Source organism: Streptomyces galbus (genome assembly GCF_005280195.1).
Taxonomy (GTDB): domain Bacteria; phylum Actinomycetota; class Actinomycetes; order Streptomycetales; family Streptomycetaceae; genus Streptomyces; species Streptomyces galbus.
Window position 1 is genome coordinate 83,994 of record NZ_SZPR01000002.1, and the last position, 26,662, is coordinate 110,655.

General features: G+C 72.7%; 24 protein-coding genes and 2 tRNA genes. 4 read left to right on the forward strand and 22 right to left on the reverse strand.

The features are described from left to right. The 8 genes from holA to leuS all read right to left on the reverse strand — a co-directional run. Window positions 1-972 (reverse strand): DNA polymerase III subunit delta (gene holA / locus E4U92_RS01005; protein WP_137298375.1); only part of this gene is annotated, 972 nt, incomplete at its 3' end. Between the two features lie 67 nt (window positions 973-1,039). Next, window positions 1,040-1,285, reverse strand: coding sequence for a hypothetical protein (locus E4U92_RS01010; protein ID WP_137298313.1), 246 nt, complete (start codon window positions 1,283-1,285; stop codon window positions 1,040-1,042). Window positions 1,286-1,301: 16 nt separating this feature from the next. Next, window positions 1,302-2,126, reverse strand: a complete 825-nt coding sequence (locus tag E4U92_RS01015; RefSeq protein WP_137298314.1) for an arylamine N-acetyltransferase family protein — start codon at window positions 2,124-2,126, stop codon at window positions 1,302-1,304. Window positions 2,127-2,158: 32 nt separating this feature from the next. Continuing rightward, window positions 2,159-4,831, reverse strand: coding sequence for a ComEC/Rec2 family competence protein (locus E4U92_RS01020; RefSeq protein WP_137298315.1), 2,673 nt, complete (start codon window positions 4,829-4,831; stop codon window positions 2,159-2,161). Next, the gene (locus E4U92_RS01025; protein ID WP_137298316.1) at window positions 4,828-5,922 is read right to left on the reverse strand and encodes a ComEA family DNA-binding protein; all 1,095 of its coding nucleotides are present in this window, start codon (window positions 5,920-5,922) and stop codon (window positions 4,828-4,830) included. Before E4U92_RS01025 ends, E4U92_RS01020 begins: the two co-directional genes overlap by 4 nt. A gap of 152 nt (window positions 5,923-6,074) precedes the next feature. Then, entirely contained in the window at window positions 6,075-6,920 is an 846-nt protein-coding gene (locus E4U92_RS01030; RefSeq protein WP_137298317.1) for a DegV family protein, read from the reverse strand. Between the two features lie 72 nt (window positions 6,921-6,992). Next, a complete protein-coding gene (locus E4U92_RS01035) occupies window positions 6,993-7,787 on the reverse strand; it encodes a hypothetical protein (RefSeq protein ID WP_137298318.1) in 795 nt (264 codons plus the stop codon). A gap of 210 nt (window positions 7,788-7,997) precedes the next feature. Next, complete coding sequence (gene leuS, locus E4U92_RS01040) at window positions 7,998-10,880, reverse strand: leucine--tRNA ligase (protein ID WP_137298319.1); 2,883 nt, start codon at window positions 10,878-10,880, stop codon at window positions 7,998-8,000. A 414-nt stretch (window positions 10,881-11,294) separates the two neighbouring features. Between leuS and E4U92_RS01045 the strand changes: the two genes are divergently transcribed. Next, on the forward strand, window positions 11,295-12,617 hold the full coding sequence (locus tag E4U92_RS01045; RefSeq protein WP_174863629.1) for a ferric reductase-like transmembrane domain-containing protein: 1,323 nt from the start codon (window positions 11,295-11,297) through the stop codon (window positions 12,615-12,617). Further along, a complete protein-coding gene (locus E4U92_RS01050; protein ID WP_168725009.1) occupies window positions 12,614-14,224 on the forward strand; it encodes an NADH-quinone oxidoreductase subunit NuoF family protein in 1,611 nt (536 codons plus the stop codon). Before E4U92_RS01045 ends, E4U92_RS01050 begins: the two co-directional genes overlap by 4 nt. Window positions 14,225-14,362: 138 nt before the next feature. Here E4U92_RS01050 and E4U92_RS01055 read toward each other — a convergent pair. The 4 genes from E4U92_RS01055 to E4U92_RS01070 form a co-directional block, all read right to left on the reverse strand. Beyond that, window positions 14,363-14,435 (reverse strand) — tRNA-Ala (locus E4U92_RS01055). A 146-nt stretch (window positions 14,436-14,581) separates the two neighbouring features. After that, window positions 14,582-14,815: a hypothetical protein gene (locus E4U92_RS01060; RefSeq protein WP_067241185.1), complete on the reverse strand. Its 234-nt coding sequence runs from the start codon at window positions 14,813-14,815 to the stop codon at window positions 14,582-14,584. A gap of 3 nt (window positions 14,816-14,818) precedes the next feature. After that, entirely contained in the window at window positions 14,819-14,992 is a 174-nt protein-coding gene (locus tag E4U92_RS01065) for a hypothetical protein (RefSeq protein ID WP_107119756.1), read from the reverse strand. Between the two features lie 69 nt (window positions 14,993-15,061). Beyond that, window positions 15,062-16,420, reverse strand: coding sequence for an MFS transporter (locus E4U92_RS01070; protein ID WP_229862351.1), 1,359 nt, complete (start codon window positions 16,418-16,420; stop codon window positions 15,062-15,064). Window positions 16,421-16,664: 244 nt separating this feature from the next. On the opposite strand from E4U92_RS01070, the gene E4U92_RS01075 reads away from it, so the two are divergent. Then, on the forward strand, window positions 16,665-17,570 hold the full coding sequence (locus E4U92_RS01075) for a helix-turn-helix transcriptional regulator (protein ID WP_373311477.1): 906 nt from the start codon (window positions 16,665-16,667) through the stop codon (window positions 17,568-17,570). Window positions 17,571-17,668: 98 nt separating this feature from the next. On the opposite strand, the gene E4U92_RS01080 is transcribed toward E4U92_RS01075, so the two are convergent. The 7 genes from E4U92_RS01080 to E4U92_RS35755 all read right to left on the reverse strand — a co-directional run bounded on the left by E4U92_RS01080 (window position 17,669) and on the right by E4U92_RS35755 (window position 22,041). Continuing rightward, window positions 17,669-17,741: transfer RNA gene (locus E4U92_RS01080), tRNA-Ala, on the reverse strand. 90 nt (window positions 17,742-17,831) lie between these two features. Further along, the gene (locus E4U92_RS01085) at window positions 17,832-18,500 is read right to left on the reverse strand and encodes a histidine phosphatase family protein (RefSeq protein ID WP_137298323.1); all 669 of its coding nucleotides are present in this window, start codon (window positions 18,498-18,500) and stop codon (window positions 17,832-17,834) included. After that, window positions 18,497-18,943 (reverse strand): ribosome silencing factor, encoded by a 447-nt coding sequence (gene rsfS / locus E4U92_RS01090; protein ID WP_137298324.1) that lies wholly within the window; start codon window positions 18,941-18,943, stop codon window positions 18,497-18,499. The genes E4U92_RS01085 and rsfS overlap by 4 nt, the downstream gene beginning before the upstream one ends. A gap of 112 nt (window positions 18,944-19,055) precedes the next feature. After that, window positions 19,056-20,885: an LCP family protein gene (locus E4U92_RS01095; RefSeq protein ID WP_137298325.1), complete on the reverse strand. Its 1,830-nt coding sequence runs from the start codon at window positions 20,883-20,885 to the stop codon at window positions 19,056-19,058. Between the two features lie 16 nt (window positions 20,886-20,901). Next, entirely contained in the window at window positions 20,902-21,528 is a 627-nt protein-coding gene (gene nadD, locus E4U92_RS01100) for a nicotinate-nucleotide adenylyltransferase (RefSeq protein ID WP_137298326.1), read from the reverse strand. Between the two features lie 79 nt (window positions 21,529-21,607). Continuing rightward, the gene (locus E4U92_RS35750) at window positions 21,608-21,772 is read right to left on the reverse strand and encodes a hypothetical protein (protein WP_168218103.1); all 165 of its coding nucleotides are present in this window, start codon (window positions 21,770-21,772) and stop codon (window positions 21,608-21,610) included. A 110-nt stretch (window positions 21,773-21,882) separates the two neighbouring features. After that, on the reverse strand, window positions 21,883-22,041 hold the full coding sequence (locus tag E4U92_RS35755; protein WP_168372294.1) for a hypothetical protein: 159 nt from the start codon (window positions 22,039-22,041) through the stop codon (window positions 21,883-21,885). Between the two features lie 125 nt (window positions 22,042-22,166). Here E4U92_RS35755 and E4U92_RS01105 point away from each other — a divergent pair, with 125 nt between their 5' ends. After that, a complete protein-coding gene (locus E4U92_RS01105; protein WP_137298327.1) occupies window positions 22,167-23,291 on the forward strand; it encodes a M48 family metallopeptidase in 1,125 nt (374 codons plus the stop codon). Window positions 23,292-23,375: 84 nt separating this feature from the next. Here E4U92_RS01105 and E4U92_RS01110 read toward each other — a convergent pair whose 3' ends face one another. From E4U92_RS01110 to E4U92_RS01120, 3 genes are all read right to left on the reverse strand, one after another. Then, window positions 23,376-24,446 (reverse strand): SCO2583 family membrane protein, encoded by a 1,071-nt coding sequence (locus tag E4U92_RS01110; RefSeq protein ID WP_137298328.1) that lies wholly within the window; start codon window positions 24,444-24,446, stop codon window positions 23,376-23,378. Between the two features lie 98 nt (window positions 24,447-24,544). Further along, window positions 24,545-25,132, reverse strand: a complete 588-nt coding sequence (locus E4U92_RS01115) for an SCO2584 family spore wall biosynthesis protein (protein WP_174863631.1) — start codon at window positions 25,130-25,132, stop codon at window positions 24,545-24,547. A gap of 104 nt (window positions 25,133-25,236) precedes the next feature. Next, window positions 25,237-26,523 carry a glutamate-5-semialdehyde dehydrogenase gene (locus E4U92_RS01120; RefSeq protein ID WP_137298330.1) on the reverse strand — a complete coding sequence of 429 codons (1,287 nt, stop codon included), beginning with the start codon at window positions 26,521-26,523 and terminating at the stop codon, window positions 25,237-25,239. Window positions 26,524-26,662 lie beyond the last annotated feature (139 nt).

Here is a 26,662-nt window from a genome sequence, read left to right on the forward strand (position 1 = left end):
ACGCGCCGCGCGGGCGATCGCCACGACCGCCTTCTCCAGGGCGTACTCCGGGTCGTCGCCGCCGCCCTTCACGCCCGCGTCGGCCTCGGCCACGGCCCGCAGCGCGTACGCGACACCGTCCGGGGTCCAGCCCCGCATCTGCTGCCGCACCCGGTCGATCTTCCAGGGCGGCATGCCCAGCTCCCGCGCCAGGTCGGCGGGGCGCCCGCCGCGCGCCGACGACAGCTTGCCGATGGCCCGCACGCCCTGGGCGAGCGCACTGGTGATCAGCACGGGCGCGACCCCGGTGGAGAGCGACCAGCGCAGCGCCTCCAGCGCCTCGGCGGCCCGCCCCTCCACCGCCCGGTCGGCCACGGTGAAGCTCGACGCCTCCGCCCGGCCGGTGTAGTACCGCCCGACCACGGCCTCGTCGATCGTCCCCTCCACGTCGGCCACCAACTGCGACACGGCGGACGCCAGCTCCCGCAGGTCGCTGCCGATGGAGTCGACCAGCGCCTGGCACGCCTCGGGCGTCGCGGACCGGCCGGTGGCCCGGAACTCCTGTCGCACGAAGGCCAGCCGGTCCGCGGGCTTGGTCATCTTCGGGCAGGCCACCTCGCGGGCCCCGGCCTTGCGCGCGGCGTCCAGCAACGCCTTGCCCTTGGCCCCGCCGGCGTGCAGCAGCACCAACGTGATCTCCTCGGCGGGCGCCGAGAGGTACGCCTTGACGTCCTTGACCGTGTCGGCCGACAGGTCCTGCGCGTTGCGCACGACGACGACCTTGCGCTCCGCGAACAGCGAGGGGCTGGTCAGCTCGGCGAGCGTCCCGGGCTGCACCTGGTCGGAGGTCAGATCGCGCACATCGGTGTCGGCGTCGGCGCTCCGCGCCGCCGCGACCACCTCCTGCACGGCCCGATCGAGCAACAGCTCCTCCTGCCCCACGGCAACCGTCACCGGGGCAAGGACATCCTCGTACGCACTCTTCCTGGCCATCGCCCCAAGGATGACACGCCCCACCGACAGCGACGGCGAGCCGTCACCCCGCCCGGGCACGGCCCGCTCACGGCTCCTCGCGCCACCCCTCCCACTCGCCCGCGAGCGCGTCCAGCTCCGCCGCGTCCAGCCGCTCCTCCGCGTCCCGCACCGGCACCAGCCACTGCGCGTCCTCCGCGTCGTCCTCCCCGGCCAACGCGTCGCGCACCACCCGCAGGTCCTCCCGCACCCCGAACCGTTCCCGCAACGCCTCCACCGCCTCGTCCGCGGCATCGCGGTCCGGCAGCACCAGCACATGTCTCACATCACTCACGCCCCCATTCTCCCGCTCACCCCGTCGCGCCCTGCCGCTCGGCTCCCCGCACCACCGGCACCCGGTCCAGCACGATCCCGAACCACTCCCGGTACGCCGCCAGCACCTCCCCGTCCCGTGCCAACTCCCGCTCCTCGACGGCCCCGTCCCCCCGCGTCACCTTCAGCCGCCGCCCGCTCAACGTCACCCTCCCCCCGTCCTCCGTCACCCGCGAGCACACCAGCGACCGCGTGAAGTGCGACGCGGGCGACGTCCGGTGCCACCACGCGCCGGCCACGAAGTCCCCCAGCGCACGGGGCCGCACCTCCAGCCGGTACTCGGGCGTGCCGTCCCGCAGGACGTCGAGGTCCCCCGCCTCCGCCACCTCCCCCGCCTCCCCGACCTCCGCGATCCGGAAGACCCCGCCCGGGTCCACTTGCTCGCCCCGCTCCTCGAAGGCCAGCGGCAGGTGGCTGTGCGCCCCGAACCCCACGTCCGCCAGCCACACGCTCCCGTCCACCGCCCGCACCCGCAGCGCCATGTGGTCGTACGGCACCCCGAGCCGGTCCTCGTTGAACACCCGCCCCGCGAGCAGCGCGACCTCGTACCCGAGCGCGCCCAGCAGCGCCCCGAACGCCCCGTTCACCTCGTAGCAGAAGCCGCCCCGGCCCGCGCCCACCACCTTGTCCACCAGCCGGTCCTCCTCCAGCAGAATCTCCTCGCCGAGGTGGATCGACAGGTTCTCGAACGGCACGCTCCTGAGGTGGCCGAGGTGCAGCTCACGCAGGGCGTCGGCGGTGGGCAGCTCGGGCCGTTCGACCCCGATGCGACGCAGATAGGCATCAACCTGTGCGGAATCCATGCGGCCAGTCTCCCGCCCGCACTCCCGCGCCCTCAATCCACCGCCACCCGCAGGTCCCCTCCCTTCCCGCTGACCGCCAACGCCCCGTCGCGGTCGGTCCGCAGCACCACCGCACCCCCGGCCCGCAGCGCCGCGACCGTGCTCGGTGCCGGATGCCCGTACCCGTTGTCCGCGCCGCACGAGATCAACGCCAGCCTCGGCGCCACGACCCGTATCAGCTCCGGGTCCTGGTAGGCCGAGCCGTGGTGCGCCACCTTCAGCACATCCACCCCGCCCAGCAGAGCGGCGGCCGGCGACCGCAACAGCGCCTGCTGGGACGGGGGTTCCAGGTCCCCGAGCAGCAACACCCGCAGCCCCGCCGACCGCACCAGCAAGGTCACGCTGGCGTCGTTCGGCCCGTCCGGCGCCGGCGGCACGGGCACCGCGTACGGGTTCTGGCTCGGGCCCGGGGGCGGGGTCGGGGGCGCGGGTGGTGGCGGCCACAGCACCTGCCAGTCCAGCGATCCGACCCTCCGCCGCTCCCCGGCCACGGCCGTCACCAGCGGCACCCTCCGCCTCGCCGCCTCCTTCCGTACGAAGTCCACCTGGTCCTCGGGCTCCGCCAGCGCCGTCGTCTCGATCGCCCCGACCGACCGCCCCCGCAACACCCCGGGCAACCCGGCCACGTGGTCGGCGTGGAAGTGCGTCAGCACCAGCAGCGGGATCCGGGTGATCCCGAGCGCCGTCAGGCACCGGTCCACCAGCGCCGGATCCGGGCCCGCGTCCACCACCACCCCGGTGCCCGGCCCGGCCGCGAGCACCGTGGCGTCGCCCTGCCCCACGTCGCACATCGCGAACCGCCACCCCGGCGGGGGCCAGCCCGTGAGCACCCGCGTCAGCGGCGGCGGCTGCACCACCACCAGCAGGAGCAGCAGCCCGCACGCCCCGCACAGCCACGGGTGCCCGAGCAGCCTGCGCCCCACGACCAGCACCCCCACCGTGACGAGCGCCAGCAGCAGCGCACCGGTCCAGCTCCCCGGCCAGTCCACCCCGCTGCCCGGCAGCGCCGCCCCGGTCCGGGCGACCCCGGCGATCCACACGGCCGGCCAACCGGCGCACCACGCCAGCGCCTCCGCCACCGGCATCGCCACCGGTGCCGCCGCCAGCGCCGCGAACCCCAGCACCGTGGCCGGCGCGACCGCGCACTCCACCAGCAGATTGCACGGCACCGCGACCAGGCTCACCCGCGCCGACAGCACCGCGACGACCGGCGCGCACAGCACCTGCGCCGCCCCGGCGGCCGCCAGCGCCTCCGCGAGCCGCCCCGGCACCCCACGCCGGCGCAACGCCTCGCTCCAGCGGGGCGCGAGCGTCAGCAGCGCGCCGGTGGCCAGCACCGACAGCAGGAAACCGTAACTGCGGGCCAGCCACGGGTCGTACAGCACCAGCAGCAGCACCGCCGTCGCCAGCGCCGGGATCAGCGACCTGCGCCGACCGGTCGCCAGGGCCAGCAGCACGATCGCCCCACAGGCGGCGGCCCGCACCACGCTCGGATCGGGCCGGCACACCACGACGAAGCCCAGCGTGAGCACCCCGCCGAGCACGGCCGTCGACCGCAGCGAGATCCCGAGCCGGGGTGCCAGACCGCGCCGCTCGACACGGTGGGCGAGTCCCGGCGGTCCGATCAGCAGGGCGAGAATGATCGTGAGGTTGCTGCCGGACACGGCCAGCGTGTGGGCGAGGTCCGTCTCCTTGAACGCCTCGTCCAGCTCGGGTGTGATCCGCCCGGTGTCCCCGACGACCAGGCCAGGCAGCAGCGCCCGCGCGTCCCCGGGAAGCCCGTCGGACGCCTCGCGCAGTCCCGCCCGCAACCGCCCCGCCAGCCGCTGTGCCGCCGACGCCTCCCCCACCACCGACGGCACCGCCTGGCCCCTGACCCGCAGCACCGCCGCGAACCGGTCCCCGCCGGTGGTGGCTGGCGCCAACCGGCCGCGCACCCGCACCCGCGTCGACGGCAGCAGGTTCAGCCACGGGGACTCCCCCGGCCCCCGCGGGCCCAGCCCTTCGGCCCCGGACCGCCCCCGCCGGGCGACGTCCACCACGAGCAGCACCGGTGTCCGCGTCACGACCTCGCTGCCGCCCGGCACCTCCAGCCGGCGCACCCGCGCGTCGATCAGCACCGAGTCCGGCATCATGTGGTCCCCGCTGATCCTCGGCCGGCTCAATCTCGGATCACCGGTCAACTCCACCTCGGCGCTCACTCCGGCGAACTCCCGGGCCAGCCCCGGAACCGGCCCCCGCCGCAGGTCCGCCCCGTGCAGCGCGGCCGACCCGGCAGCCGCGGCCACGCACAACAGCACCCCGCCCACGGTCACCCTCGACCAACAACGCCCGAACTGGTGGATCGAGCGACCGGCTGCGTCCCCGGCCGACGAGCTACCGGCTGCGTGCCCTCGTGCCAGCAGCACGGCTGCCGTCACGAGGCACGCCACGACCAGCCCGGTCACCACCACGGCGGCCGCGTCCAAGGTGAGCGCGGCGGTCGCCCAGGCCGCGAGGGCGAGCGGGACCATGCGCAGGTCGACCGGGCCGTGATCGGCGTGCGGGGTGTTTCGGTTCCGGTCATGGGACACGGTTTCCTCGGCCGCTCCGACGTGGGTTCTGCTCGTGCCACCCATGTGCGTATCCGGGTCCGTGTCCCTACCCGTGTCCGTGTCCGTACTCATGGCCGTACGAGGTTCCGCAGGTCGGCGAAGCGGCGTTCGCCGATGCCGTTGACCTCGCGCAGCTCGTCGACCGAGCGGAAACCACCGTGCCGGGTGCGGTAGTCGACGATGTGCTGGGCGAGCACGGGTCCCACGCCGGGCAGGGTGTCGAGCTGCTCGACCGTGGCCGTGCTCAGCGAGATCGGGGCCCCGGGCGCGGCTCCCGCACCGGCGCCGCCCAACCCACCCGCGACCGAGCCCGCGACGCCGCCCGCACCGGCGCCCGCGCCCGACGGCGCCCCCGGCGCTGCCCCGGGGATCCCCACTGCGACCTGCTCCCCGTCCACGAGGAACCGGGCCCGGTTGAGGCTGTCGGTGTCCGTCCCCGGTCGCACCCCGCCGGCCGCCCGCAGGGCGTCGGCCACCCGGGAGCCGGCCGGGAGGCGGTGGATGCCCGGCTTCCTGACCTTGCCACTGACGTCCACCACGATGTCGGGCGAGCTGCTGGACTGCGGGGATGGCGGCAGGCCGCCCGTCACTCCCGTCGCCGAAGCGGTCGGCCCGGCGGACGCCTTGTCATAGGGGGCCACCGCCTTCACCACTTCCGGCGCCGACACGGTCTGGGTACGCCCGCTCCAGAAGTGCTGAACGGCGAAGACGACCGCGGCGGCCAGCACGACGGCCAGCGCCATCACACTGCGCCGCTCCAGCCCGTAGCCGGTCTGCATCCACAGCGGCATCCGCTCCCGCACCGCCAACCCGAGCCGCTCTCGTCGGCTGACGGCGCCTTCGGGGTCCGTCATCGGACCCATACCGGTGCCCGTGCCCGTGCCCGTTTCCGTGGCCGTTCCCGTGTCCCGGCCCGGGTCCGAGTCCGCGCCGACGCCCGACTCCGTCCTCCTGTCCGGTGGTTGCCGTCCGTCACCGTCCCGTTCGGCGAAGAGCACCCGCGCCCGTCGCCGGAGTTCGTCCGCCGAGGCGTGTCCGGGTCGCGCCTTCGCGGTGCGCTCCCGGACCGGTGTGCGGCGGTGGTGGGTGCGGCCGTCGGAGCCGGGCTGCCGGCCGGGGCCACTGGTCGAGGTCGTGCTGACTGTGCGTGATCGAAGAGCCATGCGACGAGCATGGAACACATCGCCGCTGCGCGATGATCTTGCTCAATTTCCGTGGACGGCGCCTCAGTTGTGGACAACTCCACCACTCTCACGGGTGAAAAGCCCGCGTGAAGAGCGCGCGCCAAGCAACCCACAGAAAGCCGCCGGCACGCTCACCGCGGCGAGACCACGACCCCCAGCAACCCGGGCCCGGTGTGCGCGCCGATGACCGCGCCGATCTCGCTCACGTGCAGGTCGGCCAGCCCCTGCACCCGGGTCCGCAGCCGCTCGGCGAGGGCCGAGGCGCGGTCGGGGGCGGCCAGGTGGTGGACGGCGATGTCCACGGGGGCGCTGCCCGCCCGGTCGGCGACCAGTTCCTCGAGCCGCGCGATCGCCCGGGACGCCGTGCGCACCTTCTCCAGCAGGTCGATGCGGCCGTTCTCGAGCTGGAGGAGCGGTTTCACCGCGAGCGCGGAACCCAGCAGGGCCTGTGCCGTGCCGATGCGTCCACCGCGGCGGAGGTATTCGAGGGTGTCGACGTAGAAGTAGGCGGACGTACCGGCGGCCCGCTTCTCCGCGGCCGTGACCGCCTCGTCCACCGTGCCGCCCGCCTCCGCCGTCTCGGCTGCGGTGAGCGCGCAGAACCCGAGGGCCATGGCGACCATGCCGGTGTCGACCACCCGGACCGGCACGGGCGCCTCGCGGGCCGCGACCACCGCCGCGTCGTAGGTGCCCGACAGCTCGGCGGACAGGTGGAGGGAGACGATGCCCGTGGCGCCGGCGGCCGCGACCTCGCGATAGGTCTCGGCGAACTGCTGGGGGCTGGGCCGCGAGGTGGTGACGGAGCGTCGCTTCTGCAGTGCCTGCGCGAGGGAGCGGGTCGAGATCTCGGTGCCCTCTTCGAGTGCCTGGTCGCCGAGGACCACCGTCAGCGGGACCGCGGTGATGCCGTGGCGCTCCATCGTCCGCTGCGGCAGGTAGGCCGTTGAATCCGTGACGATCGCGACATGGCGGGACATGAGCTGGAGGTTACCTGCCGTAGCGTGCGAGGGGCAGTCCGGCCTGTCAGGGCTTGACAGCCCTTGACCGGATCAAGTGGTGCTCTCGGGGCGCGGTTTCTTCTGCCAAGGGTAAGTGGGACGCGGTGCCGGTGGAGTGATCGCGGGCCGGTCCGGCTCCTGGGCCGCACGCGCGGTCTGCCGGTCGGGCCAGGTCTGGCTGTCGGTGGCGGGATCGGAGGCGGGAGCCTCGGGCCACGGCGGAGGTGCCTGCGCGGAGGGGGGCGTGGCACCCGGGGATCCCGGGAATCCCGTGGAGGCCGCGGCGGCGGGTCCGGGGTCAGCGGTGGTCCAGTGCCGCAGCGCGCCCGTCTCCACGTCGATCTGCGCACTGAGGGTGTCCAGGTCGTCGTCGGCGAACCGGCGGGCCCGGTCGCGGGCCGCCCAGCGCAGGTTGTCCGCGGACGCGGTGATCCGCTCGGTGCGTTCCCGCAGGCCAGGAAGCCGTGCGGTGAGCGTCGCCCGGTCCGGCTCGGTCTCGAGGCGCTTGAGCTCCTGGTCGAGTTCGTGACCGTGCGCGCTCAGGCGCCGGAACAGGCCGAGGGACTCCTTGAGGGACTCGTCGTCGACGGCGCCCGCGTGCAGGGTGTCCTGGGTGGCGCGCATCGAGGTGCGCAGCTTCAGCCGGAGCTGGGCGATCTCGCCGGCCGGGCCGAACTGGGCGAAGGACTTGGCCCGCAGGGTGTGGTCCTCCACGGTGCGGCGGGCCTGGGTGAGGGTGCGGTCCACACCGCGCTTGGCCGCGCCGACCGCCTTGATCGTGGCGTAGGTGCCGAGGGCCACGAAGAGCAGGAAGAGCAGGGCGAAGACGGTGATCACTGCTTCCACGTGCTCCTCCTCGGTGCCGGCGCGGCGCGGCCGTTGCGCCGCACACCGCTGTCCTCTCCCACGGTAAACGGGAGGGGCAGGCCCGAAGTTCCATGAGAACCCCGAACCTGCCCGTAGAAGCCCCTGGCCCGTCCCGTAGGGGACACCCCGGACGCCCGGTTCACGCCGGGCGCTCAGCACCCCCGGCCCCGGCCCCGGCACACGCGGCCGTCACGCCGGAACGATGTTCACCAGCTTCGGCGCCCGCACGATCACCTTGCGGATGTCCGCACCGCCCAGCGCCTTGACGACGTTCTCGTCGGCCAGCGCCACCTTCTCCAGCTCGTCCTCGGAGATCGACGGGGGCACCTCCAGCCGCGCCTTGACCTTGCCCTTGATCTGCACGACGCAGGTCACGGACTCGTCCACCACGTAGGCCGGGTCGGCCACCGGGAAGTCCTGGTGGACGACGGAGCCGGTGTGGCCCAGCTTGCGCCACAGCTCCTCGGCGATGTGCGGGGCCAGCGGGGCGACCAGCAGCACCAGGTCCTGGGCGACGGACCGCGGTACGGCGCCGCCCGCCTTGGTCAGGTGGTTGTTCAGTTCGGTGATCTTGGCGATGGCGGTGTTGAACCGCATGCCCTCCAGGTCGCCGCGCACCCCGTCGATGGCCTTGTGCAGGGCGCGCAGCGTGTCCTCGTCGGGCTCGGCGTCGGTGACGGTCACCTCACCGGTCGCCTCGTCGACGATGTTGCGCCACAGCCGCTGCAGCAGCCGGAACTGGCCGACGACCGCGCGCGTGTCCCAGGGCCGGGAGACGTCCAGCGGGCCCATCGCCATCTCGTACAGGCGCAGCGTGTCGGCGCCGTACTCGGCGCAGATCTCGTCCGGGGTCACCGCGTTCTTCAGGGACTTGCCCATCTTGCCCAGCAGGCGGCTGACCTTCTCGCCCTCGTAGTAGTAGGCGCCGTCGCGCTCCTCCGTCTCGGCGGCCGGCACGGCGATGCCGCGGCTGTCGCGGTAGACGTAGGCCTGGATCATGCCCTGGTTGAACAGCTTGTGGAACGGCTCCGCGGAGGAGACGTGCCCCAGGTCGTACAGGACCTTGGACCAGAAGCGCGCGTACAGCAGGTGCAGCACGGCGTGCTCGGCGCCGCCGACGTACAGGTCGACACCGCCGTGCGGCAGGCCCTCGCGCGGGCCCATCCAGTACTGCTCGATCTCGGGGTCGACCAGCTGCTCGGCGTTGTGCGGGTCCAGGTAGCGGAACTCGTACCAGCAGGAACCGGCCCAGTTGGGCATGGTGTTGGTCTCGCGGCGGTACCGCTTGGGGCCGTCGCCCAGGTCCAGGGTGACGTGGACCCAGTCCTCGTTGCGCGACAGCGGCGTCTCGGGCTGGGTGTCGGCGTCGTCCGGGTCGAAGGTGCGCGGACTGTAGTCCTCGACCTCGGGCAGCTCCAGCGGCAGCATCGACTCGGGCAGCGCGTGGGCGACGCCGTCCTCGTCGTAGACGATCGGGAAGGGCTCGCCCCAGTAGCGCTGGCGGCTGAACAGCCAGTCGCGCAGGCGGAAGTTGACGGTGCCCTCGCCGATGCCCCGGCGCTCCAGCCACTCGGTGACGCGCGCCTTGGCCTCGACCACGCCCAGGCCGTCCAGGGAGACGTCCTCCTGCGCGGAGTTGACGATCGTCGCGTCGTAGGAGACGAAGGCGTCGTCCCACGTGGAGGTGTCCGTGCCGCGGCCGTCGGTCGGCTCGACGACGCAGCGGATCGGCAGCTCGAAGGCGCGCGCGAACGCGAAGTCCCGGCTGTCGTGGGCCGGGACGGCCATGATCGCGCCGGTGCCGTAGCCCATCAGGACGTAGTCGGCGATGAAGACGGGGATGCGCTCGCCGTTCACCGGGTTGGTCGCGTACGCGCCGATGAAGACGCCGGTCTTGTCCTTGGCCTCGGCCTGGCGCTCGACGTCGGACTTGGAGGCGGCCTGCGCGCGGTAGGCGGCGACGGCGTCGGCGGGCGTGGCGTGGCCGCCGGTCCACGCCTCGTGCGTGCCCTCGGGCCAGGTGTCCGGGGTGAACTTCTCGACCAGCGGGTGCTCGGGGGCCAGCACCATGTAGGTGGCGCCGAACAGGGTGTCCGGGCGCGTGGTGAAGACGGTGATGCGCTCGCCGTCGATCGGGAAGTCGACGCGGGCGCCCTCGCTGCGGCCGATCCAGTTGCGCTGCTGCAGCTTGATGGCCTCGGGCCAGTCCAGCGCGTCCAGGTCCTCCAGCAGCCGGTCGGCGTAGGCGGTGATGCGCATGTTCCACTGACGCAGCTTGGCCTTGAAGACCGGGAAGTTGCCGCGTTCGGAGCGGCCGTCGGCGGTGACCTCCTCGTTGGCCAGCACGGTGCCCAGGCCAGGGCACCAGTTGACCGGCGCGTCGGAGGCGTAGGCCAGCCGGTACTCGCCCAGGACGTCGGCCTTCTCGACGGCGCTCAGCTCGCTCCACGCGCGCGGGGAGCCGTCGGCGGCCGGGACGGGGCGCTCACCGGACGCGAACTGGGCGACCAGGTCGGCGATCGGGCGGGCCTTGCCGGCCTCCGGGTCGTACCAGGAGTTGAAGATCTGCAGGAAGATCCACTGGGTCCACTTGTAGTAGTCCGGGTCGATCGTGGCGAACGACCGGCGCTTGTCGTGGCCCAGGCCCAGCCGGCGCAGCTGGGCCTTCATGTTCTCGATGTTGGCCTCGGTGGACACGCGCGGGTGCGTGCCGGTCTGCACGGCGTACTGCTCGGCGGGCAGGCCGAAGGCGTCGAAGCCCAGGGTGTGCAGGACGTTGTGGCCGGTCATGCGCTGGAAGCGCGCGTAGACGTCGGTGGCGATGTAGCCCAGCGGGTGGCCGACGTGCAGGCCCGCACCCGAGGGGTACGGGAACATGTCCATGATGAACTTCTTGGGCCTGGCGACCAGCTCCGGATCGCCCGCCAGGTCACCCTTGGGGTTGGGCGCGGCGTACGTCCCCTCGGCGTCCCAGAAGTCCTGCCAGCGTGCCTCGATGTCGGCGGCCAGGGCCGCCGTGTAGCGGTGCGGCGCGGCCACCTCTGCGGGGGCAGCGGAGTTCGTCTCGCTCATGATCCTCAAAGCTCCATCGATCGTCTCTGCCGGCGGCTGTGCGTTCTAGAAACGAAAAATCCCCTCGCACAGGAGGGGACGCCGCGCCGATGCCGACCACGATCCGTGCGGTGGTCGGGACTGATCAGCGCGGCCCGCTAAGCAGAAGGCGTACGGCACGCATGGCGCTAGGGTACCGCAGCCCTTGAGCAAGCTGCGACGCGCTTGCGTATGCCTGGGAGACACGTCGCTCTCGGGGAGGACCGCTGGACCCAGGTCGAGGATTACTTCGCGTAACAGCCGCTAAAGGACACCAGAACCGGCGCGCCGCCCATAGATGACAACGCAATGACTCAAACCTCCTACTGATCGGTATGGCGCCACTTACAGTTCGGCAGCGGGACCGCTTTCCCGAACCGCTTCGGAGTTGCCCCCATGAACCCTCGTCGTAGTACCACCTCGCTCCCCAGGCCGGGCCGATCGGCCTACGGGGTGGCGACGGCTGTCGTCCTGCTGCTCATACCCGCGGTCGTGTTGCTCGGAGGCGACTGGCTCCAGAGGTTCCTCGACTTCGGCGCGGGCGTGCTGTCCCTGGTCAGCCTCACCTCGTCGGTGATCTGGGGACTCGTCGCCCAGGACCGGCTCATCCTCAACACGCGCCAGCGGATCGTGGCGCAGGGCGTCCACCGGGTGACCGCGGTCGCCTCGATCGCGTTCCTCCTCGTCCACATCACCATCAAGCTGGCGCTGGAGCACACCGTCCTGATCGCCGCGCTGATCCCGTTCAGCCTGGGGGTCGAGGGCAGCGGCGGCCTGATCGGCCTGGGCTCGCTGGCGGCGCTGCTCATGATCTTCGTGGGCGTCACCGGCGCGCTGCGCAACCAGTTCGCCTCGCCCGCGCCCGTGGCGGCCCGCTGGCGCGCGATGCACATGCTCGCCTACCCGGCCCTGTGCGCCGCGCTGATCCACGGCCTGTTCGCGGGCCGCGCCGCCAAGCCGTTCTTCATGTTCGCCTACGAGCTGTGCCTGGTCGGCGTCATCGGCGCGCTCGCCCTGCGCGCCGCCCCGCGCCCGTTCAAGCGCAGGGTGGCCGACCGCATCGCCGCAGTGATCGGCAGCGAGGAGCGCTCCGCGCGCGAGGAGCTGCAGGACAGCCGCGCCCGGGCCGCCGAGAGCGGCTCCGGCCTGCCCGGCTACGAGAGCCGCGGCGGCCGCGCCGACCGGTCCGGCCGCGGGGACCGCTCCGGCCGCGCCGACACGGGCTCCACGCGCGGGGCATCCCGGGCGTCGTCGCTGTTCGGCACCCCTGACCCCGAGCCGGCGAACGGCTTCGCGGCCGCCTACCGCGCCGTGGCCACGCCCCCGCGCGGGCAGCAGCCGTATCCCGACCGGACGGCCCGCACGGACGTGCCGTTCGACCTGCAGGCCACGGAGGCGATGCCGCGGGTCGACTCCGGCGGCAGCACCTCCGGGAGCTGGCCGATCCCGTCCCCGCCGCCGGTCGGTGAGGCGCCCCCGTCGGCGTACGACCCGCTGCAGGACACCGGGTACACCATCCCCGTCTATGGCAATCCGGGCGCCGCCGGATACGGCGGAAGTGACATGTACGACACCGGTGAGACGAACACCCGGTACGGCACGTACAACACGAATGACACGTACAACAGCGGTCCCGCCAATGAACCATCCCCCGGGGCGTCCTTCGACGCGCCGGGTTCGGGCGAACCTTGGAACACGCCTTCCGGAGGCTATAGGTGAACGAGGCCCTGCCCGACGTCCCGGAAGTCCGCGTGGTCGGCCTTCCGCAACTCACGTCGGGCTTCGACCTTGTGGAACGACTCGACCTGCCCATGCACCTGAAGGTGCACGGGCCGCTCGAACCCATCGGCGGCGAGAAGCTCGCCCAGCTCGCCGAGCGCATCAACCTCAGGGGCCGTGGCGGCGCGGGCTTCCCCTTCCACCGGAAGCTGCGGTCCGTCGCCGACGCGGCGATCAAGCGCGGGGTGCGGCCGGTCGTCGTCATCAACGGCAGCGAGGACGAACCGGCCTGCCGCAAGGACACGGTGCTCATCAACCGTGCCCCGCACCTCATCCTGGACGGCGCCCTGCTGTGCGCAGAGGCGCTCGGCGCCCGCACGCTCGTGGTGGGGGTCACCCGTGAGTCCACCCAGCGCTCCATGGAGGCGGCGCTCGCGGAGCGGGGCCTGAGCAACAGCCGCCGCTCCGCGCTGCGCGCCTTCGTGCAGCGCAACCCGGTGCGCATGGTCACCGGCGCCGCCGCGTCGCTGGTCCGCTCGATCGACGGCGGCCCCGCCATCCCGCCAGGCCGCAAGACCAGCGCCTCGCAGAACGGCGTGGGCGGCGCGCCGACCCTGCTGTCCAACGCCGAGACGTTCGCGCAGCTCGCCATCGCCGCCCGCATCGGCCCCGAGCGCTACGGCAACACCGGCCTGTACGACGAGCCGGGCACCGTGATGCTCACCGTCTCGGGGGCCGTCGCCCGGCCCATGGTGATCGAGGTCCCCACGGGCGTGCCGCTGCGCTACGTCCTGCAGCTCGCCGGCGCCCCGCCGGTCCCCCAGGGCGTGCTGACCGGCGGATACCACGGCAAGTGGATCGACGCGGCCACCGTCGACGAGGCGGTGGTCTCCCGCAACTCCCTGGACGCGGTGGGCGGTTCGCTGGGCGCCGGCGCCATCCTGCCGATCAGCCAGGAGACCTGCCCGCTCGGCGAGTCGCTCCGCGTGGCGCAGTGGCTGGCGGAGGAGAGCGCGGGCCAGTGCGGCCCCTGCTACCTGGGCCTGCCGGCCGCCGCGCGCGGCATGGAGGACATCATCAACGGCGGCGGTCCCGCCGCTCTCGAAGCGCTCAAGCAGGTCGCCAAGAACGTCAAGCGGCGCGGCGCGTGCTCCCACCCCGACGGCTCCGCGATGTTCCTCGAGTCGACGATCAAGGCGTTCACCGACGACCTGGCCGCCCATGTCCTGGGCAACGGCTGCGGACGGCCCGTGGAGGGCGTTCTGCCGCTCTTCGAGGGCGGCAAGGCACCCACGGGCATCCCGGGCGGCGGCGAGGCCGAGGAGAACGGCCCCAGCCGTCAGAAGATCTTCGTCGACTGGACCCTGTGCCGCGGTCACGGCCTGTGCGCCGACATCCTGCCGGAGGTCTTCCAGCTCGGCGCCGACGGCTTCCCCACGGTCGCCCAGGCCAAGGTGCCGCGCTACGCCGAGGCCAAGGCGCTGCGCGCGGTGCGCCGTTGCCCGGCGCTCGCCCTGCGCATCGAGGAGGACACCCGGGGACAGGCGCCCTCCCGCAACCTCCCCGTCCTCTCCCAGGGCCGCGGCCGGCGCGCCCTGGGCCGCTGACGCGGTACGCGCGCGTGCGGCGGGCCGCCCCTGTCCGGGGGGCGGCCCGCCGGCGTCGTCCACGGCCACGCCTACGCGCGTACGCGTGCGGACACGAAGAAGACGGGCCATCTCACGATGACCCGCCTTCACCCACTGTGGAGCTAAGGAGAATTGAACTCCTGACCTCCTGCATGCCATGCAGGCGCTCTACCAACTGAGCTATAGCCCCTTGCGCCACGCGGCCGAGCCGCGCTTTCGGCTTGTCCGCCCGGTCTCCCCGGCGGCGACGCCAACATTACACGGTCCGGGGGGTGCAACACCAAATCGGTTTCGCCGGGCCCGGACCGCCCCGCTCGCCCCTGCTCCCACGGCCGCCTAGGCCGTCACGAACGAGTAGAACCGCTTGAGGGTGCAGTGCTCCTCCAGGAGGCGCCCGTAGATCGGCTCGCCCTCGAGTTCGCGGTACGTCTCGATGGGGTCGCCTTTTATGATCAGCGCCCGCGCGCATTCCTCGCACCAGTACTGGTAGTCGGGATTGACCGGCTCCATGTCGCGGACGATCGGGTTGCCGCTCCCGCACCAGTCGCACTTCCGCCTGTGTGCACCCATCGATCAGCTCCAGCTGTGGCCGCAGGACGTGCACACGTACGAGACACCGCCGTTGTCCCCGAGGACCTGGGCCACGTGGGCGGAACCGCAGGAGGGGCAGCTGAGCCGCGTGACCGTGTCCCTTGTCGGTCCCGCGTCGAGGAGGTGACCGCCCTCCTCGAGGATGCTCGCAGGCATCGCTCCTCCCTCCCGTCGGGCCGCGCCCCCTTCCGGCCGTTTGATTCTGCCACGGCCGGGCCAATACGGTCAGCGACGCCTCAGTACCAGTCCGGACACGGCACCCAGGGCGGCCGTCGCCGCGAGCGCGGACATGCAGGTCATCAGCGCGTCCGAAGAGGTATACGCCTGCCGGGCCCCGAGTGACTCAAGCCGGTCGAAGAACAGTGTGCCGAAGGCCGCCACACCGATCAGCTGGCCGAGCTGGGTGACCGTGGCGAGCAGTCCGCTGGCGTCGGCGGCGTCCTCGGGCCGCACTCCGGCCAGGGCCCGGGCCAGCGTGGGGCTGAAGGCCAGCGCCAGCCCCGCGCCGACGCCCAAGTAGGCGAGGTAGACCCAGGCTCCGCCGTGGCTGCCGTGGCGCAGGGCGAGGCCGACACCGGCCACGGACAGCGCGGTCAGCGTGAACCCGGCCGGGATCAGCGCGCGTTGGCACACCGCGGGCCAGCGGCGCCAGGTGAGCCCGACCACACCGAACACGGCCGCGGTCGGCGCGAAGGTCAGGCCGGCGCGCAGCGCGCTGTAGCCGAGGCCGCCCTGGAGGTGCAGGGTGAGCACGAACAGGAAGCCGCCGTTGACCGCCATGACCGCGCCGATGCGCAGCACGGCCAGGCCCATGCCGGAGTGGCGCAGCACCCGGGGCGGGACCAGCGGGGCGCCGCCGCGCCGGGCCAGCCGGGCCTCGTAGCGGCAGAACAGTGCGAAGACGACCGCGCCGGCCGCCATGGACAGCCAGGACCACAGTGGCCAGTCCTCCTCCTGGCCGAGCACGAGCGGCACCGTGACCAGGGAGACGGCCGCGCCGAGCAGGACCAGGCCGGGGCCGTCCAGGGCGCGCGCCGACGTGACCCCGCCGCCCCGCGGCAGCACCCGGCGGCCCAGGACCAGCAGGACCAGGCCGACCGGCACGTTGACCAGGAACACCGGCCGCCAGCCGGTGCCCAGCAGGTCGACGCTGACCAGCAGGCCGCCGAACACCTGCCCGGCCGCCGCGCCGACGGCCAGGACCGCCGAGTAGGCGCCCACCGCCCGCAGCCGGGCCTCACCGGCGAAGGACCGCTGGATCAGGCTGAGCACCTGCGGGATCATCACCGCCGAACCGGCGCCCTGCACGAGCCGGAAGACGATCAGCTCGCTGACGCCCTGGGCCAGGCCGCAGGCGAGCGAGGCGGTGGTGAACAGGGCGAGCCCGACGAGGTGGACCCGGCCGTGCCCGAAGCGGTCGCCGAGCCGGGCCCCGGTGATCAGCAGCACGGAGTAGGCGATCACGTAGCCGGCCACGACGAGCTGCAGGTCGGCGCCGGAGGCGTGCAGGTCGGAACCGATGGTGGGGGCGGCGACGTTCACGATGAAGACGTCGAGCGAGGCCATGAACTGGGCCGTGAGCACGACGGCGAGGAGCCGCCGGGGGCCGTTGTCAGTGGCAGGGTGTTCACTGTGTGTAGCGATCGGAGCGGGCACGGAGACGGGGCCCGTTCGGGGTGTGGTCGTCATGCCGTCGAGCGTGACGACACCTCGATACGGGTGCCGAGAGCCCGCCGATGCTGGTACTGACAGCACCTGGCAGGAACGGGGAGGGGCTTCGACCATGGGGGACGTGACGACGGGCCACGTGGCCACGGGGGACGCGACGATGGGGGACGTGCGGATGCGGACGGCACGGACGACACAGCGGCGCCGGAGCGAGCTGGCGGCCTTCCTGCGCGGCAGGCGGGCCCGGGTGACACCGGCGGACGTGGGGATGCCACCGGGGCTGCGGCGGCGGACACCGGGACTGCGCCGCGAGGAGGTCGCCCAGCTCTCGGGCGTCGGGGTGACCTGGTACACGTGGCTGGAGCAGGGCCGGCCGATCAACGCCTCGGCGCAGGTGCTGGACGCCGTGGCGCGCACGCTGCGGCTGGACGCGCCCGAGCGGGAGCACCTGTACCACCTGGCCGAGGTGCCGTACACGCCGGTGCCGGGGCCGCCGGCGCAGAGCGTGGGGCCCGAGGTCCAGGGCGTCATCGACGCGCTCGTGCCGCGCCCGGCGGTGGTCTACAACGCGCGCTACGACATCCTGGCCGCCAACCAGGTCTACCGCGACCTGTTCCTGGACGGCGGCGACCTGGGCACCCCGCGGAACGCGCTGTGGACGCTGTTCACCGTGCCGGAGGAGCGCTGCCCGCTGATGTTCCGGGAGACGGAGCTGCCGATGATGGTGGCGACCCTGCGGGCGGCGTACGGGCTGCACGCCGGGGAGCCGTCCTGGGAGGAGTTCATATCCCGGCTGTCGGCGGCGAGCCCGGAGTTCGCACGGCTGTGGCGGGCCGGTGACGTGGCGAAGCGGGACCGCCGCGTGAAGGTCTTCCGGCACGCGGCGGTGGGCGAGCTGCGGATGACGTCCCTGTCGCTGTCGGTCGACGGGATGCCCGAGTGCCGGATCGTCGTCTACACGCCGGACGACGAGGAGACCGAGCGGCGCACGGACCTGCTGCGGCGCCTGTGCGGCGGGGCGCGCGAGGAAGGAGCGCCGGAGAGCGGGGTGCGGGCGGGGCAATGAAAAATCCCGCCCCTGCCGGGACGGGATCCTCTTGCGTCGATCTACGACCACGATCTTTGACAACTCAACAGAGTGCCGATCTCGATCAGGTCGATCTGTGGAGCTAAGGAGAATTGAACTCCTGACCTCCTGCATGCCATGCAGGCGCTCTACCAACTGAGCTATAGCCCCTCGTTCTTCCCGCTCGGCGGGCGAACAAGAAGAACTTTAGCCTGTGACCTGCCAGAAAGTGAAATCCGGGCCCGTCGCCGCCGCGGGGGCTCAGTCGTCGTCGCCGAGGACCGGCTCGGGCAGCGTGCCGGCGTTGTGCTCGAGCAGGCGCCAGCCGCGGGCACCCTCGCCGAGGACCGACCAGCAGCAGTTGGACAGGCCGCCGAGACTCTCCCAGTTGGGCGCGTCCAGGCCGAGCAGCCGGCCGATGGTGGTGCGGATGGTGCCGCCGTGGCTGACCACCACCAGCGTGCCGTCGTCGGGCAGCTTCTCCGCGTGCCGCAGCACGACCGGAGCGGCGCGGTCGGCGACCTCGGTCTCCAGTTCGCCGCCGCCGCGGCGCACCGGCTCGCCGCGCTTCCACGCGGCGTACTCCTCACCGTGGCGGGCGACGATCTCCTCGTGGGTGAGCCCCTGCCACACGCCCGCGTACGTCTCGCGCAGCGCCTCGTCGTGGGTCACCTCAAGGCCGGTGAGCGCGGCCAGCTCGGCGGCCGTGTCCGCGGCGCGCGACAGGTCCGAGGCGATGATCGCGTCGGGCCCGAGGGAGGCCAGCAGCCGGGCCGCGCGGCGGGCCTGGGCCACGCCGGTCTCGGTCAGCGCGACGTCGGTGGTGCCCTGGAAGCGGCGCTCCACGTTCCAGGCGGTCTGGCCGTGGCGCCACAGGATGACGCGGCGGCCCCGGCCCCTGCGGTCGCTCACCTCACCCGTGGCGCTCATGCCCAGTCACCACCCGGCTGGTCGGCGTCCTCGGCGGCCTGGAGCTTGGCGTGCTCCTCGGCCTTGCCGCGGGTCGCGCGGGCGTCCTCGGGCAGCTCGAGTTCGGGGCAGTCCTTCCACAGCCGCTCCAGGGCGTAGAAGACGCGCTCCTCGCTGTGCTGGACGTGGACGACGATGTCGACGTAGTCGAGCAGGACCCAGCGGGCCTCGCGGTCGCCCTCGCGGCGCACCGGCTTGGCACCGAGGTCCTTCAGGAGCCGCTCCTCGATCTCGTCCACGATCGACTTGACCTGGCGGTCGTTGGGCGCGGAGGCGAGGAGGAAGGCGTCCGTGATCGACAGCACGTCACTGACGTCGTAGGCGATGATGTCGTGCGCGAGCTTGTCGGCGGCCGCCTGGGCGGCCGTGTTGATGAGTTCGAGAGAGCGGTCCGTGGCGGTCACTGCGTGGCTTTCCGTAGGCGGTCACTGGACTCCAAGGGTCTCATGACCGCCCACGCCTTCCACGCGATCACCCCGGCCGCCGGAACCCCGGCCGCCCGGTCCCCCGCAGGTCCTAGGACGACGAGGGCTTGTAGTCCTTGCCGAGGACGACCGCGACGTCGGCGTTGCCGGGGACGGTGCCCTTGGTCACGGCGCCGGCGGGCAGGCCCAGGGTCTTGGCGACCTCGGTGGCGTTCTCCTTGTCGGCGGCGTCCGCGTAGAGCACCGTCGAGGTGGCCCGGTCCGTGGCGGCCGTGCCGGCCTCCACGAAGGTGAAGCCGCCGTTGAGGAGCACCACGCGCGCGTTCTCGGTGTCGGCCTTGCGGCCGCTGGCGTTCTGCACGGAGACGCTGACCGCGGCGTCCTGGTCGGGGCTCTTCGCGGTGCCGCCGAGGACGTCCTTGACCACGCTGGCGCTGGCCTCGGCGCTCAGCGTGCCGTCGGCCTGCACCGGGAGGACGGCGGTCTTGTAGTCGCCGCCCTTGGCGAGGTCGGCGAGCTTCGCGAGGAAGGTGCCGAGGTCCTTGTCGGTGAGCGAGGGGTCGAGGATCTGCGCCAGGGTCTGCACGGTGACCGTCGCCGCCTGGGCGTCCGAGGAGATCTTGCGCAGCACGCCCTGCATGACCTGGCCGAACCGCTCCAGCTGGGCGTTCTGGGCCTCGCCCTCGGCGCGGTAGGTGGCGTAGGCGACGGCCATCTTGCCGGTGAGGGTCTGGTCGCCGCCCTTGTGGACGAGGGGGGCGGAGCCCTTCTTCTTGGCGGCCGGGTCGGGGACGTCGGTGTCGGTGTCGATCTCGATGGTGCCGACGAGGTCGACGAGGTTCTGCAGGTAGGGCGTGTCCAGGCGCCAGGTGCCCTGGATGTCGGTGCCGAGGACGGTGTCCAGCGCCTCGCGGGTGCCGGAGGAGCCGTCGTCGTCGACGGACTTGGCGAGGGTCGTGGTGGTGCCGTCGTCGCCGGTCAGCACGAGGGAGTTGGGCAGCAGGACGGTGGTGCCCTGGCGGGTGGTGGTGTTGTCGACGAGCAGGGCCGTGGCGGTGCCGCCGCCCGAGGTGTCGTGCAGGTGGACCACGATCACGTCGCGTTTCTGGGCGGCCGGGGCCGTGCCGGTGCCGGTCTTCTTGCCGGCCGAGGACGACAGTCCGGGCAGCTTCCCGGCGTACCAGAGGTAGCCGACACCGCCGACGGCGACCAGCGCGAGGACGACGACGAGGGCGACGAGGCGGCTGCGGGCGCGGCGCTTGGCCTCCTCGCGGCGCTCGGTGCGGTTCTCGGTGAAGTTCAGCCAGTCGATGACGTCCTCGGACTCGGCGTCGGGGTCCTCGACGAAGGCGAACTGCTCGGTGCGGTACTCCCGTTGGGGTTCGGCCTGGTCCTGCGGCGGCTGGGTGTCCTCGTCGGCGGCGGGACCGGCCTGCTGCGGGATGTAGGCGGTCTGCTCGGCGACCCGCGATTCGGCCCGGGGCTGCCGGCCGCTCGTCGCGCCCTGCCCGTAGGGGTCGTACGGGGTGGGCGCGGACTGCTGCGGGGCGGTGCCGTAGGGGTCGTGGCCTGCGGGGTCCTGCCGGCCCGTGTCGTACGGGTCGTACGAGGGGGCGGGGGGCTGCTGGCCGGTGCCGTAGGGGTCGTAGCCGTAGCCCTGCCCGGTCTGTTGGGCGTAGCCCTGGCCTGCCTGCTGGACGTAGCCCTGGCCGTCGTGCCGGTCGTAGCCGCCCCGGCCGTCCTGCTGGTGGTAGCCGTAGGACTGCTGCTGGGCGTACGGGTCGTAGGACTGCTGCTGCGGGACCTGCTGGGGCGGGTCCTGACGGGGCGGCACCTGTCGGTAGACCGGCTGGCCGAACTCGTCGTAGCCCACGAGCTCGTACTGGTCGCCCCCGTACCCCGCGTCGTATCGGTCGTTCACCGGTACCCCTCTCGGCTCACTGGCCGCGGTACAGCTCGCGCTTGTCGATGTAGCGCACGACTCCGTCGGGCACCAGATACCAGACGGGGTCGCCCTTGGCGACTCTCGCACGGCAGTCCGTGGAGGAGATGGCGAGTGCGGGAACCTCCACGAGCGAGACACCGCCCTCCGGGAGACCGGGGTCGGCGAGGTTGTGCCCGGGGCGGGTCACGCCGATGAAGTGCGCGAGGGAGAACAGCTCCTCGGAGTCGCGCCAGGTGAGGATCTGGCCGAGCGCGTCGGCGCCGGTGATGAAGAACAGGTCCGTGTCCGGGTTCAGGGAGCGCAGGTCACGCAGGGTGTCCACGGTGTACGTGGGGCCGCCGCGGTCGATGTCGATGCGGCTCACCGAGAACTGGGGGTTCTCGGCGGTCGCGATGACCGTCATCAGGTAGCGGTCCTCGGCCGGGGAGACCGCGCGGTGGCTCTTCTGCCAGGGCTGGCCGGTGGGCACGAAGACGACCTCGTCCAGGTGGAACTGGGCGGCGACCTCGCTGGCCGCCACCAGGTGCCCGTGGTGGATCGGGTCGAACGTTCCGCCCATCACGCCGAGGCGGCGCTTGCCGGAATTCGACGGGCCGGTAGGCATGTCCTGCTCTCCCATGCGTGCAGACCCTACCGGCCCGAGCTGGGGGCTCCGGCGGGAGGAGGCCCGCAGCGCCCCGGTGCGGGCCGGCGGCGCCTCAGCGGTCGCGGTTGAAGCGGGTGGTGATCCACAGCAGGAGCAGCAGGATGAAGAACGCGCTGCCACCGGTGAGGTAGGGGCTCAGGCTCTCGTGGTTGCCGCCGTGCTCCTCGCCCTCGGCGGCAAGGGTGACCAACTGGGCTGCGGTGCTGTGGAAGCTCATCTTCGGCAGGACCTATCCGGTGTGGGCGGGATAAAGACGTCGGCCCATCGTATGCGGCGGCCCGTGCGGCGATCACCCCGACTCCGCCGAAGGGGAACCTTCGCCGGCGCTCAGTCGTCTTTCCGCTTGTAGCCCCGCAGCAGGAACCACGCGGTCAGCGCACAGCCCAGGATCATCACGACGAGGACGATCCTGAGCAGGTTCCCCGACCCCTGCTGCTGAGCTGCGGTCGCGGCCTCGGTGAGCCAGGCGGCGGGGTGGTGCTCCATGGGGCGGGACTCCTTCGGTGTAGTGCCCGTCCACCGTAACTCCGCCTAGGCTGGGCCCTGCTTCGGGGGCGCAAAGGGCCGTACAAGGGTCCGCAAAGGCCATTCTCACGCGCATGGGGGAAGACATGTCCGACGACGGTCACCAGCAGAGCGGGCACGAGAAGGTGCCGAGCAGGCAGCGCAGGCGGTTCCCGGGGATCTCCTCCCGCGCGTACGAGCACCCGGCCGACCGGTCCGCGCTGGTCGCGCTGCGCAAGCTGAGCGGCTTCGACACGGTGTTCAAGGCGCTGAGCGGGCTGCTGCCGGAGCGGAGCCTGCGGCTGCTGTTCCTGTCCGACTCGGTGCGGGTGTCGGACCAGCAGTTCGCCCACCTCAACGACATGCTGCGGGACGCCTGCTACATCCTGGACCTGGAGAAGGTCCCGCCGATGTACGTGACCCAGGACCCGCAGCCGAACGCCATGTGCATCGGCCTGGACGAGCCGATCATCGTGGTCACCACGGGGCTCGTCGAGCTGCTCGACGAGGAGGAGATGCGGGCGGTCGTCGGGCACGAGGTGGGGCACGCGCTGTCCGGCCACTCGGTGTACCGCACGATCCTGCTGTTCCTCACCACGCTGGCGCTGAAGGTGGCCTGGATCCCGCTGGGCAACCTCGCGATCATGGCGATCGTGACCGCGCTGCGGGAGTGGTTCCGCAAGTCGGAGCTGTCCGCGGACCGGGCCGGCCTGCTCGTCGGGCAGGACCTGCGGGCGTCGATGCGCGGCCTGATGAAGATCGCGGGCGGCAACCACCTGCACGAGATGAACGTGGACGCGTTCCTGAAGCAGGCCGAGGAGTACGAGGCCGGGGGCGACCTGCGCGACTCGGTGCTCAAGATCCTGAACGTCCTGCCGCGCTCGCACCCCTTCACGACCGTGCGGGCCGCCGAGCTGAAGAAGTGGGCCGAGTCCCGCGACTACCAGCGGCTCATGGACGGGCACTACCCGCGGCGCAGCGAGGACAAGGACACGTCGGTCACGGACTCCTTCCGGGAGTCGGCCGACCACTACGCCACGCACGTGAAGTCGTCCAAGGACCCGCTGATGAAGCTGGTCACCGACCTCGCGGGCGGCGCGGGCGACCTGGGCGGCCGGGTCCGCCGCGGCTTCAGCGGCTTCGCTTCCGCGCCGCCGAAGGACCGGACCTCCAAGAACGGGACCACGACGGACGAGCCGCCGGCCGACGCGCCGCCGCGCGACGAGGACTGAGCGCGGACGCGGCACCGAGCCCTCGGAAGGACGCGGCACCGAGCCCCTGAGGGGGCACGCCTGCCGCACGCCTTCGGCCCTGCCTCACACCTTCGGCTGGGCGCTCGTCGCCAGGGTGCCGCACAGGGCCGTGGCGCTGCCGGTGGCGTAGGGGTCCGTGCCAGCCGGGCCGCCGGTCCTGGCGGTCTGGCCGGCCAGCAGCGGGCGCAGGTGGTGGGTGGAGTCGTCGGTGCAGGACATGGGGCCGGCCTGCACGTAGGAGACGATCAGCTGGGTCTGGTGCAGGCGCAGGTCCTCGCGGTCGAAGCGGAAGTGCAGCTCGCGGCGGACGGTGAACAGGGAGGCCGCGGCCTTGTCGGCGGCGCCAGCGGGGCGCAGCGCGTAGACGAAGGTGTGGTCGGCGGTCACCTCGAGGGTGGCCGCGTCCGTCTCGGCGGCCTGGAGCGTGCCCTGGACGCGGATCCTGCGGTCGGCGAGCTCGACGCGGGCCGGGTCGAAGCGGACCAGCCAGCCGGTCGGGGCGTGCCGTCCGTCGGCCATCGGGTGGGAGAAGCTCTCGTCGAACTGGTCGAGCTGGTCGGGGTCGATCAGTACCCGGGCCGGGCGGGCCTGCTCCCCGGTGAGCACCTCCGGGTAGAGCGAGGACCGCACGATGTAGTCCTTGGCCGTGGTCAGCGCGGTGACGACCTGGCTGTCGGAGAAGTGGGCGGTGCGCCGGGAGGCCGGCAGCGTGATGCCCTCCGCGCCGAGGCGGAACTGGGCGGCCGGGCTGTGCGCGTACAGCGTGTCGGTGTCGGCCGCGCCGGGGACGGCGATCTGCGGGGCGAGCGGGATGACCGTCATCCGCAGCGGCTCGACGGGCTGCCGGGCGGCCGGGCTCGGGTAGGGGTGGCGGACGCCCAGGTAGATCGCGGTGCCGAAGGCGAGGGCGATCAGGACGACCAGGGCGAGGAGCTGGCGGGTCAGGCTGCGGTGCAGGGGCGGGCGGCGGCGCACGGCGGGCGCGTGGTCGGCCATCCGCTCCGCGGCGGAGAACTCCTGGAGGCGGGCAGCACGGACGAACGATTCGTCGAACACGACGGATCGGTACTCGTCCTCGCCACCTCCGGGAGCGCCCTCGGGTGTCCCCTCCGGTGGCTCGCCAGGCCCGCCCATACTTTGAGAGTAGGTCGTGGGGAGCCCGGGTAAACGCCGGGCTGCGCGCCAACTTCTGACAGGTCCTCACCCGCCCGGAGGTGCCTTTCCGGCCGTACTCAGGGGGTGCGCGGGACCGCCGAGACGGGGGGACGGGAGAATTCGGCGGCCGCCGAAGGGGTGGCGCCGCTGCCCTGTTCGAGGCCGGTGGTGGCGGGCGGCGGGGCCTGGTCGCGGTCGCCCGAGGAGGCACCCCGGTAGACGGCGGCGAAGGCCAGCGCGACCATTCCGACGCCCATCACCAGGGCGAGCATCCAGGCGACGGGACGGTGCCAGCGGGCCACCTGTCTGCCGTGGGGACCGAAGGCGCCGTGGGGATGGTCGAGGAGGTCGGCGTCGTCCAGGTCGTCGAGGTCCGGATCGTGGCCGAAACCGCCCGGTCCGCCGGGTCCGTCGGAGCCGAAGGCGTCGTCGTAGCGGTCGGCGCGGCTGCGGGCGCGGCGGGTCTCGGCCTCGGCGGCCTCGGCTCTGGCCTGGGCGGCGGCAAGGAGGCGCTCGACGGCGGTCGGCTCGTGCACCGGGGCCGCCCGTACGAAGTCCTCGTCGAAGACCACGGAGGCGAACTCTTCGTCCGACACCCCGCGGTCGTGGTCGTCGTCGGGCTCCCAGCCGTCCGGGAACGGCGTGCCCCCCACGTCCTCCGGCACGCCTCCAGCGTAGACCTGGGGGGTCGTTTTGGGCAGACGGTCCGGAGATTATCCGTCCGGTGAGACGCCTCTCACGGACCGCCGCGCACGCCCCGCTGCACGGCTCAGCGGCGGATGTGACCGTCGCCGGTGACGATGTACTTCGTGCTGGTCAGCTCGGGCAGGCCCATGGGGCCGCGGGCGTGCAGCTTCTGCGTGGAGATGCCGATCTCCGCGCCGAAGCCGAACTGGCCGCCGTCGGTGAAGCGGGTGGAGGCGTTCACCGCGACGGTGGTGGAGTCGACCAGCTGGGTGAAGCGGCGGGCCGCCTGCTGGGAGGTGGTGACGATGGCCTCGGTGTGGCCGGACGTCCACAGCCGGATGTGCTCGACGGCCCGGTCGAGGGAGTCCACGACGGCGGCGGCGATGTCGTAGGAGAGGTACTCGGTCTCCCAGTCCTCCGGGGTGGCCTCGACGACGGTGGCCCGGGAGTCCTTGGCGTAGGCCATGACCCGCTCGTCGGCGTGCACGGTGACCCCGGCGTCGGCGAGGGCGTCCAGGGCGCGCGGCAGGAACTCGGGCGCGATGTCCTGGTGGACCAGCAGGGTCTCGGCGGCGTTGCAGACGCTGACGCGGTGGGCCTTGGAGTTGATCAGGATGTCGACGGCCATGTCGAGGTCGGCCTGGGCGTCGATGTAGACGTGGCAGTTGCCGGTGCCGGTCTCGATCACGGGCACGGTGGACTCGTTCACGACGGTCCGGATCAGGGAGGCACCGCCGCGCGGGATCAGCACGTCGACCAGGCCCCGGGCGCGCATCAGCTCGCGCACGCTGTCGCGGCTCTCCCCCGGCACGAGCTGGACGGCGTCGGCGGGCAGTCCGGCGCCGCCGACGGCGTCCCGGATCACCCGGACGAGGGCGGTGTTCGACTCGTAGGCGGACGCGGAGCCGCGCAGCAGGACGGCGTTGCCGGACTTCAGGCAGAGGGCGGCGGCGTCCACGGTGACGTTCGGGCGGGCCTCGTAGATGATGCCGACGACCCCGAGCGGCACGCGGACCTGGCGCAGGTCGATGCCGTTGGGCAGGGTCGAGCCGCGGACGACCTCGCCGACCGGGTCGGGCAGGGAGACCACGTCGCGCACGTCGGAGGCGATGGCGCGGACCCGCTCCGGGGTGAGGGTGAGCCGGTCGACGATCGCCTCGCTGGTGCCGGCCTCGCGGGCCTTGGCGACGTCCTTGGCGTTGGCCTCGACGATCTCGCTCGTGCGGACCTCCAGCGCGTCCGCGATGGCGAGGAGGGCGTCGTCCTTGACGGCACGCGGCAGCGGCGCGAGGTCGGCCGCGGCGGCCTTGGCCCGGTAGGCGGCCTGGGTGACCGGGGACATCGAGTCGTACGGCGAGAGCGTGGTCATGAGGGAAGGGTAGTGCGCCGCGCGGACGCGTTCACGGCGTGTTCCACGTCCCGAGACGGCTCCGGGACGACTCCCCCGCGCTCTTCACCAGGTCGCTCAGCACCGTCCCTCAGCACCAGGTCCCTCAGCACCAGGTCTC